The sequence below is a fragment of the Microbacterium sp. genome, from assembly GCF_041909575.1.
Classification (GTDB): Bacteria; Actinomycetota; Actinomycetes; order Actinomycetales; family Microbacteriaceae; genus Microbacterium.
Window position 1 is genome coordinate 1 of record NZ_JAYRDE010000173.1, and the last position, 3,550, is coordinate 3,550.

2 protein-coding genes and 1 pseudogene are annotated in these 3,550 nt (G+C 71.9%); 2 read left to right on the forward strand and 1 reads right to left on the reverse strand.

Annotated features, from left to right (window positions below; translation table 11 throughout):
- Nucleotides 1-72 precede the first annotated feature (72 nt).
- On the forward strand, nucleotides 73-1,080 hold the full coding sequence (locus ACE3O1_RS15135) for a LacI family DNA-binding transcriptional regulator (RefSeq protein WP_374316461.1): 1,008 nt from the start codon (nucleotides 73-75) through the stop codon (nucleotides 1,078-1,080).
- Nucleotides 1,077-2,324, forward strand: coding sequence for an FAD-binding protein (locus tag ACE3O1_RS15140; RefSeq protein ID WP_374316463.1), 1,248 nt, complete (start codon nucleotides 1,077-1,079; stop codon nucleotides 2,322-2,324). The genes ACE3O1_RS15135 and ACE3O1_RS15140 overlap by 4 nt, the downstream gene beginning before the upstream one ends.
- A gap of 30 nt (nucleotides 2,325-2,354) precedes the next feature.
- On the opposite strand, the pseudogene ACE3O1_RS15145 reads toward ACE3O1_RS15140, so the two are convergent.
- Nucleotides 2,355-3,550, reverse strand: a pseudogene (locus tag ACE3O1_RS15145) (MFS transporter); the annotation flags it as partial.

Below are 3,550 nucleotides of genomic sequence, written 5' to 3' on the forward strand. Positions count from 1 at the left end.
TGAATCGTTTCAAACTCTAACTCGCCGGTATCGTTTCACGCAAGCCCGGGCGGGCGCGGATCAGGAGCGGACATGTCGGTGAGCGTCAAGGACGTCGCGGTGCTCGCGGGCGTCTCGGTCGGCACCGTGTCGAATGTGCTCAATCGTCCGGGCAAGGTCGCGCCCGCGACGGTCGAGCGCGTACAGGAGGCGATCGACCGCCTCGGCTTCGTGCGCAACGATGCCGCGCGCCAGCTGCGGGCCGGGCACAGCCGCAGCATCGGGCTCATCGTGCTGGACGTGCGCAACCCCTTCTTCACCGACGTCGCCCGCGGGGCGGAGCGCCGGGCGGCCGAGAGCGAGCTGTCGGTGCTGCTCGGCAACAGCGACGACGACCCCTCCCGCGAATCCGGTTATCTCGACCTCTTCGAGCAGCAGCGGGTGCACGGGGTCCTCATCACGCCGGTGGACGACGTCTCGGCGCGGCTGGAGGGGCTTCGCCGCCGCGGCATCCCCGCCGTGCTCGTCGACCGGCCGAGCGACGGCAGCGACTTCTCGTCCGTCTCGGTCGACGACGTCTCGGGCGGGTACCTCGCCGTCCGTCACCTGCTCGACACCGGCCGGCGCCGCATCGCCTTCGTCGGGGGACCCGCATCGGTCCGCCAGGTCGCGGACCGCCTCGAGGGAGCCCGTCGCGCCGTGGCCGAGGTGACGGATGCCGCGCTCGAGGTCGTCGAGACGTCGGCGCTCACGGTGCTCGAGGGCCGCGCCGCAGGCGAGCGACTGCGCGACCTCCCGGCATCCGATCGCCCTGACGGCGTGTTCGCCGCGAACGACCTGCTGGCGGTCGGCGTCCTCCAGGCTCTCGTCATGCTCGGGTCGGTCGCCGTGCCGGACGACGTCGCGATCATCGGCTACGACGACATCGACTTCTCGTCGGCGACCGTCGTGCCGCTCTCCTCCATCCGCCAGCCCAGCGAGCTGATCGGGCTGCGCGCGGTGGAGCTGCTGCTCGCGGAGGTGGCCGGCGACCCCGAGCGGAAGCAGGTGGTCTTCCAGCCCGAGCTGATCGTGCGCGAGTCCACGAGGGCACGCGCATGACCCGCAACTGGGCAGGCACCTACGAGTACCGCGCGCCCGCACTGGTCGCGGCCCGCACCGAGGACGACGTCCGGCGGGCGGTGACGTCCACGAGCGGGCGGGTGCGGGCACTGGGCACACGTCACTCGTTCAGCGACCTGCCCGACACCGACGGCACCCTCATCGACCTCGCCGGCCTCGAGGGCGGATTCCGGCTCGACGCCGACGGAACCGTCCGCGTCGCTGCGGGAACGCGCTACGGCGTGCTGGCCTTGTGGCTCGAAGAGCGCGGCCGCGCCCTGCACAACCTCGGATCCCTGCCCCACATCTCGGTTGCCGGTGCCACGGCGACCGGCACCCACGGGTCGGGCGACGCCAACGGCGTGCTCACCACGGCCGTGCGCGGCATCCGCTATCTCGACGCCGGCGGCGACATCCGTTCGGTGTCACCGGCCGACGCCGACTTTCCGGCGCTCGCCGTGGGCCTCGGCGCCTACGGCATCGTGCTGTCGCTCGATCTCGCCACCGAGCCGTCCTACCGCATGCGCCAGGACGTATACACCGGGGTGTCGTGGGATGCCGCGCTCGGCGCGCTCCCCGAGGTGACGGGCGCCGGCTATTCGGTGTCGGTGTTCACTCGCTGGGAGCCGGGCACCGTCGGGTACGTGTGGGTGAAGACGCGCCTGGATGCCGACACCGACCCGGTGCCGGACGGTCTCCTCGACGGCGTGCGCGACGCCGATGCGGAGCCCCTCGCCGGGCTCGCGGACATCACCGAGCTGCGCGGCGTCCCCGGTGCCTGGATGCACCGGCTGCCGCACTTCCGGCTCGACGGCGAGCCGTCGTTCGGCGACGAGATCCAGAGCGAGTACTTCGTCGCCCGCGACCGCGCCCCCGATGCACTGCGCGCGGTGCTCGCCCTGGGCGAGCTGATCCGGCCCGTCCTCTTCGTGAGCGAGCTGCGCACCGCGCGAGCCGACGAGCTGTGGCTGAGTCCGGCGCACGGGCAGGACGTGCTCGCGATCCACTTCACGTGGCGCAACGACCCCGCTGCGGTCGGGCAGGTGCTGCCGATGATCGAGTCCGCGCTGGAGCCGTTCGATGCCCGGCCGCACTGGGGGAAGCACCACGGCCTCGACCGGGCCGCGATCGAGCGCGTGCACCCGCGCCTGGCGGATGCGCGGGCCGTCTACGAGCGGCTGGACCCGGCCGGGAGGTTCGGCAACGCCCACCTCGGGCGGGTCGGGGTCCGCGAGCCACGCTGACGAGCCGGCTGGCCGGCGCCGTCCGGCGACTCAGCTGGCGCGGCGCTCGCGGGTCGCGTCGTCGGGAACGCGCACCGGCGTCGTCGAGGCGACCTCGTCGCTGAACTCCTCGGGCACGGGCTGCACGACCGACAGCGGGCGGGTCTCGTCGATCGTGAGGAGGAAGCGCTTCTCCTCGCTGCGGTGCAGCCGCCCCGACACGATCAGCCAGGTCGCGCCGATCGTGAAGGCCACGAGGCCGGCGCCCGCGCCGAGCAGGATCGCCTGACGTGGGCCGAACTCGGCCGCGACCCAGCCGACGATCGGAGCTCCGATCGGGGTGCCGCCCATCAGGATCGCCATGTAGAGGGCGAGCACGCGGCCTCGCAGGACGGGGTCGGTCGTCGTCTGCACGTACCCGTTCGCGGTCGTCAGCATCGTCACCACGGCGAATCCGGTGAACATGAGCGTGAGGGCATATGCCCAGTACGTGGGCATGAAGGCCGACACCGTGGCGGCCGCCGCGAACAGCAGCGTGCCCCCGATCACCACGCGGATCCGCGCGCGGTCGCGGCGGGCTGCCATGAGCGCACCGGCGAGCGAGCCGATCGCGAGGATCGAGCTGAGGAGGCCGTAGCCGTCGGCCTCCTGGCCGAATTCGAGCGCCATCGTGGAGGCGAAGATCGGGAAGTTCATGCCGAACGCCCCGACGATGAAGACCATCGCGAACGTGACGATCAGGTCGGGTCGACGGGCGACGTAGCGGAACCCGTCGGCGAGCCGCGAGGCTCCGGGCGCCTTGACGCGGGGCACGAGCTGGTCGGTGCGGATGAGCAGCAGCGCGATGATCATGCCGAGGAACGTGATCCCGTTCACGAGGAAGACCCAGCCCGTGCCCACCGCGACGATCACGACGCCCGCGACGGCCGGGCCGATCATGCGCGCGCCGTTGAACGACGCGGCGTTGAGCGCGACCGCGTTGGAGGCGATCTCGCGTGAGACGAGGTCGGACACGAACGCCTGGCGCGCCGGGTTGTCGAAGGCGGCGATGATGCCGAGGCCGAGCGCGAAGGCGTACATGATCGGCAGGGTCATCACCCCGAGCAGGAGCAGGATGCCGATCCCGACGCCGACGACGAGCAGGAGGCTCTGCGTGACGACGAGCAGCTTGCGGCGATCGAACCGGTCGGCGACTTAGCCGGTGACGCCGACGAGCAGCAGCGGGGGAGCGAACTGAAGCGCCATCG

Coding starts and splice junctions, on each gene's coding strand:
- ACE3O1_RS15140 (WP_374316463.1), top strand. CDS start 1,077: ATGACCCGCAACTGGGCAGGCACCTACGAGTACCGCGCGCCCGCACTG.
- ACE3O1_RS15135 (WP_374316461.1), top strand. CDS start 73: ATGTCGGTGAGCGTCAAGGACGTCGCGGTGCTCGCGGGCGTCTCGGTC.